General features: G+C 58.2%; 6 protein-coding genes. 3 read left to right on the top strand and 3 right to left on the bottom strand.

What is annotated here, in order from left to right:
- Positions 1-180, bottom strand: a 180-nt coding sequence (locus tag V7680_RS14765) for a hypothetical protein (RefSeq protein ID WP_335654024.1), incomplete at its 3' end; no start/stop codon positions are given.
- Positions 181-359: 179 nt separating this feature from the next.
- Here V7680_RS14765 and V7680_RS14760 point away from each other — a divergent pair.
- Positions 360-1,868 (top strand): YifB family Mg chelatase-like AAA ATPase, encoded by a 1,509-nt coding sequence (locus V7680_RS14760; protein ID WP_335654025.1) that lies wholly within the window; start codon positions 360-362, stop codon positions 1,866-1,868.
- Here the strand turns inward: V7680_RS14760 and V7680_RS14755 are convergent.
- A complete protein-coding gene (locus tag V7680_RS14755) occupies positions 1,865-2,305 on the bottom strand; it encodes a bactofilin family protein (RefSeq protein WP_335654023.1) in 441 nt (146 codons plus the stop codon). The two genes, V7680_RS14760 and V7680_RS14755, sit on opposite strands and share 4 nt — an antisense overlap.
- Entirely contained in the window at positions 2,298-3,491 is a 1,194-nt protein-coding gene (locus V7680_RS14750) for a M23 family metallopeptidase (RefSeq protein ID WP_335654022.1), read from the bottom strand. The genes V7680_RS14755 and V7680_RS14750 overlap by 8 nt, the downstream gene beginning before the upstream one ends.
- Positions 3,492-3,736: 245 nt before the next feature.
- Here V7680_RS14750 and V7680_RS14745 point away from each other — a divergent pair, with 245 nt between their 5' ends.
- Positions 3,737-4,990 carry a glutamate-5-semialdehyde dehydrogenase gene (locus V7680_RS14745; protein WP_335654021.1) on the top strand — a complete coding sequence of 418 codons (1,254 nt, stop codon included), beginning with the start codon at positions 3,737-3,739 and terminating at the stop codon, positions 4,988-4,990.
- 10 nt (positions 4,991-5,000) lie between these two features.
- The coding region (locus tag V7680_RS14740; protein ID WP_335654020.1) for a nicotinate-nucleotide adenylyltransferase at positions 5,001-5,524 on the top strand (524 nt) is incomplete at its 3' end.

Genomic DNA, 5,524 nt, shown 5'->3' with positions numbered 1-5,524 from the left:
GAATATTTCATATTCCAGCGTCTCGACCGTCTCGGTGACCACATAGCTGCTAGCGCTATTGGCTGGTTGGGCGGGACTAAGCAGAAGCGCAGCCAGAATGAAGGCGCCCACGAAGAAGCCGCTCATGCTGCCCGAAGCATTACCTTCGTCGAAAATATCTGATTTATTGCCCCATGCCATATGCTGTATTTGCAGGCAGAGCGCTTGCCAAAGCGTAAGGGCGTGTGGTTGCGCGAAAATTAACCCATTGCTTCGGCTGATTTCTTCCGGTTTTGACGGTTGCGGCCAAGTGGCTGTTGATGCTCGACTCAATCTCCTGTCGCCGCCAGTGTTTGGGATATGAAATTGGGATGGCGATGATGGTAGCCCTGGTTCAGACGGTGGCCTTTCTCGGACTGGAAGCGCGCGGCGTCGAAGTACAATGCCAGGTCGCGCCCGGCCTGCCTGCGTTCAATGTCGTCGGTCTGCCCGACAAAGCGGTCGCGGAAAGCCGGGAACGGGTACGCGCCGCGATTGCCGCGATGGGACTTTCGCTCCCACCAAAAAGAATCACGGTCAACCTTTCGCCCGCTGACTTGCCCAAGGCGGGATCCCATTATGACCTGCCGATCGCGTTGGCATTGCTGGGCGCGATGGGCATCGTCGATGCCGAGACTCTGGCAAGCTATATAGTCGTCGGGGAATTATCGCTCGATGGCCGGCTGGCGGTCACACCGGGCGTCTTGCTGGCGGCGCTCCATGCGTCGGGTGAAAATCTCGGACTGATCTGTCCGGCGTTGCAGGGCTCTGAGGCGGCATGGGCCGGTGATATTGAGGTGCTGGCTCCGGCAAACCTGCTGGCGCTGCTCAATCACTTCAAGGGTCAGTCGATATTGACGCCGCCGGAAACCGGCCCCGCACCCGAGCCGGATTATGGGCCGGACCTCAAGGATGTGAAGGGTCAGGAAACCGCGAAAAGGGCCCTGGAAATAGCTGCGGCTGGCGGGCACAATCTTCTGATGAACGGTCCGCCCGGGTCGGGGAAGTCGCTACTGGCATCCTGTTTGCCAGGCATTTTGCCGCCTCTATCTCCATCTGAAGCGCTCGAAGTGTCGATGGTGGCTTCTGTCGCCGGTACGCTGGAGGGCGGTCAGATGTCACGTCAGCGACCGTTCCGTGCACCGCATCATAGCGCCTCGATGGCAGCGCTGGTCGGTGGCGGGTTGAAGGTCCGCCCCGGCGAAGTCAGCATGGCGCATCTCGGGGTTTTGTTTCTCGATGAACTGCCGGAGTTTCAGCGAGCGGTTCTCGATTCGCTGCGGCAGCCGCTAGAAACCGGGGAGGTCAGTGTGGCCCGAGCCAATGCGCATGTGACCTTTCCGGCGCGTGTGCAGATGATCGCCGCGATGAATCCGTGCCGTTGCGGACATCTCGGAGACGCTGCTCTGGCTTGCTCGCGGGCGCCCCGGTGCGCGGCGGATTATGAGGCGAAAGTTTCGGGGCCGCTGCTCGACCGCATTGACCTCCATATAGAGGTAGAGGCCTTGTCCGCCGCAGATCTCACCATGCCGCCGCCGGCTGAAGGTTCCGACGCCGTGGCTCAGCGAGTCGCTGCTGCACGGTCAATCCAGCGCCAGCGCTACGCAGATCTGGAAGTGCGGACCAATAGTGAGATTGATGGCGAAGTGCTGGAAAAACACGCCACACCCGACGAACCGGGCCGGACCTTGCTCGCGCAGGCTGCAGAAGCGATGCGGCTGTCAGCGCGTGGCTACACGAGGGTTTTGAGAGTGTCCCGGACGATCGCGGATTTGGCCTGCGTCGAAGAAATTGGCCGCATCCATGTGGCGGAAGCGCTCAGCTATCGGCGACAGGCGCCCCGCAATTAAACTGTAAAGCCGCGATCAGGCAGTTTGTCGCCTGAGGTTAGCTCGAGCGGCATGCCCAAATCGCCTTTGTTCACTGTCGATTTTGCGAGATTTGGAGAGGTGCTGCTACGATGTTTGAATTTGCCATCGACATGGCCGCCCTGTTCGATCGTGACATTCTCATAAGAGACGTCACCAGAAATACGGGCGGTGGAGGCGATGGCAAGGTCGCCCGCATCGATCGATCCTTCTACCGCACCTGACAGGCTGGCATTCTGGGCAACAATAGCGCCCTGTATTTTGCTCGATGGACCCTGAACCAGGGACAGGCATTTTACGTCGCCGATCACTTCGCCATCGATATGCAGATCAACCTTCGATTCGATATTGCCGGTGATGATGATTCCGTCGCCGATGATCGAGAAACTGGATCCGCTGCTACCATTGCTTCTAGCCACGGCCGGTGCCTGACTCTGCGCGCTTTGGCGATTTGGCACGTTGTCGTGCGATGGCTTTGACCTTGAGAACATCTGTATTTGCCTCCAAAAATGGACGGGGGTTGATTGCGGCGCCGTTCAGTCGCACTTCAAAGTGCAGATGCGATCCGGTCGAGCGTCCCGTGCTGCCCATAGCCCCCAATTGTATTCCCTGTTCAATTTTCTGGCCATTGGTCACACCAATTTGTGACAAATGCGCATAACGGGTCAGCAATCCGTTACCATGCGTGATTTCTACGGTCTTGCCATAGCCGGACTTCCATCCTGCATGAGTAACCTTGCCACCGGCAGCCGCAAGAATAGGCTGACCGCGGGGTCCTTTGAAATCCATGCCGCTGTGCATCGCGCCGCCGCCGGTGAAAGGATCGCGGCGATAGCCGTAGCTGCTCGACACCATGCCGGTGCTAGAAGGCTGGCCGGACGGGATCGCGATCAGCGTTCTTTCCAGTGCTTCCATCCGCACGAGCGCCAGATTCAGCCGTTCAAGCGTGGGATGCATCTGCTGGTTCTTGCCCTTGAAGAAAGGGATGAACGGACCGCCCATTGAATCCATGGAATTCTTGGACAGCTTGTCGGGGTTCAGGCCGAACTTTCGAATTGCAGCCGCCGCCTGTTCTGTGCGTTGATTGGCGGCCGATGTCAGGCGCCGCGCAAACATGATTTGCCGGGCTTCGAGTTTGGCTAGATGGGTAGCCTCCGGAAAAGCCGCGCTGATCTTTCGCGTATTTTCGGACATTTGTCCGTCATCTTGCTTCTGTGCTGTTGCATCGGCGGCTGCTGGCTGTTCGCCGACAAATTGCTCGGTCATCGCGTCGAGCACATCCTGGCGTTGCTTGAGATCGGCGGCGACGTCGTCAATCGAGGCTTTATAACTCGCGACCCGGCTTTCGGTGCTGTTCACCGCTGCTTCTTTCTGAGCGAGTGCCATGCGTTCGCCGGTGACGGTCAGCTGGTTGATCATCATCGCAAGCGTGATCAACATCCAGGCAGCCAGTGCGGCCGCGACCGAATAAAAGACGCGTTTCTGCAATGTTGCAGACAAGGTGAGAAATCGGACCTGTCCGTGCGATCGCATGAAAAACTCGCGATCGGTAAACATATGGTCCAGCCGGGCTTTAAGCCCTTGCTTGGTGTTTTGTTTGTGCATGACCCGCCATTTTGTTCGTAATCCCCATTGAAGGGCTAGCAGAGGGTTTCGAATCTAGCGAATCGAAGGAGAGCGACTCGTGACGAGTCGACGGAGTCGTGCGGTGAGCTGCGAAATTAACAAAAAATTAATTGTGATCGTCCCATTTTGGGCTGATCTATCGCTGTCGCGCAAAAAGATTTCTTGCGTGCCGAGGTTAGCGATTGTGGGTTAAATTGCCGTCCTCGTCATGCTAGCAGCCACTTATGACAGAATCTGTAAAGCTTATCACCGATATGGGACTGAAGGCGCGCGCTGCATTCACTATGCTAGCCGGCGTGAGTGATGCCCAAAAAGCCAAAGCCCTCATCGCCGCCGCGCAACATCTGCGGGCCAGCCAGGCCGTCATTTTGGCGGCCAATCAGCGCGACATGGAAAGCGCCCGGGAGCGAGGGCTGAGTGACGCCATGCTCGACCGCCTGATGATCGATGAAGGGCGGTTGGAAGCCATCGCCGCGGCCGTCGAGAATGTCGCGAATCTTCCGGATCCTGTTGGACAGATCATCGACCGCACCGAAAGGCCCAATGGTCTGGTGATGGAGCGGATCAGGGTTCCCTTGGGCGTGATCGGGATAATCTATGAAAGCCGTCCCAATGTCACCGCTGATGCTGCTGCTTTGGCGCTGCGGTCCGGCAATGCCGTCATTCTGCGCGGCGGATCGGAAGCGATAGAGAGCAATCGGGCTATTTTTGACGCCATGATAGCAGGAGTGATCGAAGCCGGCCTCGCCGAACATGCCATCCAGCTGGTCCAGACCACCGACCGGGCGGCTGTCGGCGCAATGTTGAAAGCCAGCGGGCTAATCGACATCATAATCCCGCGGGGCGGAAAATCCTTGGTCAAGCGGGTTCAGGACGAAGCAAGCGTCCCGATTCTCGCGCATCTCGACGGGATAAACCACACTTATATCGGCAAGGAAGCTGATCCGGACAAGGCTATCGCCATCGCCGTCAATGCCAAGATGCGGCGCACCGGTGTTTGCGGGGCGATGGAAACATTATTGATCGATCAGGATTATCAGGCACCCGGTGCCTTGGTGCGGGCGTTGATCGATGCGGGCTGCGAAGTGCGTGGCGACGATGCGGTGCTCGAACTGGACGAACGAATCGTTTCTGCGGACGCCAGCGACTGGGATACCGAATATCTCGCGCCGATCGTGGCGGTTGCGATGGTCAACGGAGTGGATCAGGCTCTCGAGCATATCGCGGCACATGGATCGCATCACACCGATGTCATCGTCACCGAGGATATGGCGATCGCCGAAAAATTCATCCAGCGGGCCGATAGCGCGATTGTCATGCACAATGCCTCGAGCCAGTTCGCCGATGGTGGCGAATTTGGACTCGGAGCGGAAATAGGTATTTCCACCGGACGCATGCACGCACGTGGTCCGGTCGCGCTGGAAGGGCTGACGACCTATAAATGGGTGGTGCGGGGAACCGGGCAAGTGCGGCCTTGATCATCAGGCTATGATAACAACCGGCCTATTGGGCGGCTCGTTCAACCCGGCCCATGGCGCGCATCGGTCGGTCAGTCTGTTCGCGATCGAGGCGCTGGCGCTGGATGAATTCTGGTGGCTGGTCTCGCCGGGCAATCCTTTGAAAGAAGGGGCGAAGGATATGGCTCCGCTGCATGCGCGTCTGGCGTCGGCCCGGAAAATGGCACGGCGCAGCACGATCCGGCCGACCGCTATCGAACAGCAATTGGGTACAAGATATACTTATGATACACTGTTGAAACTCGTCCGCCGCTACCCGAAACGGCAATTTGTCTGGATCATGGGGGCCGACAATCTTGCCCAGTTTCACCGCTGGAAAGACTGGCGAAAAATTGCTCGACTTTTGCCGATTGCAGTTATCTCGAGACCCGGCTATGATGACGATGCTTTTGCGGCTCCCGCAATGGCTTGGCTGCGGCGCTTCGTCCACCCCGCGAGCCAGCGTGGTAACTGGACCAACTGGAGTACGCCGGCGCTGACATTCCTGCGCTATCG

This window comes from Parasphingorhabdus sp., assembly GCF_036963705.1.
Taxonomy (GTDB): domain Bacteria; phylum Pseudomonadota; class Alphaproteobacteria; order Sphingomonadales; family Sphingomonadaceae; genus Parasphingorhabdus.
This window is presented reverse-complemented; position numbering and strand designations above follow the sequence as displayed.

What these genes read in the sequence shown, in the direction of transcription:
- V7680_RS14760 (WP_335654025.1), top strand. Translation starts at nt 360, where the DNA reads ATGGTAGCCCTGGTTCAGACGGTGGCCTTTCTCGGACTGGAAGCGCGC.
- V7680_RS14745 (WP_335654021.1), top strand. Translation starts at nt 3,737, where the DNA reads ATGACAGAATCTGTAAAGCTTATCACCGATATGGGACTGAAGGCGCGC.
- V7680_RS14750 (WP_335654022.1), bottom strand. Translation starts at nt 3,491, where the DNA reads ATGCACAAACAAAACACCAAGCAAGGGCTTAAAGCCCGGCTGGACCAT.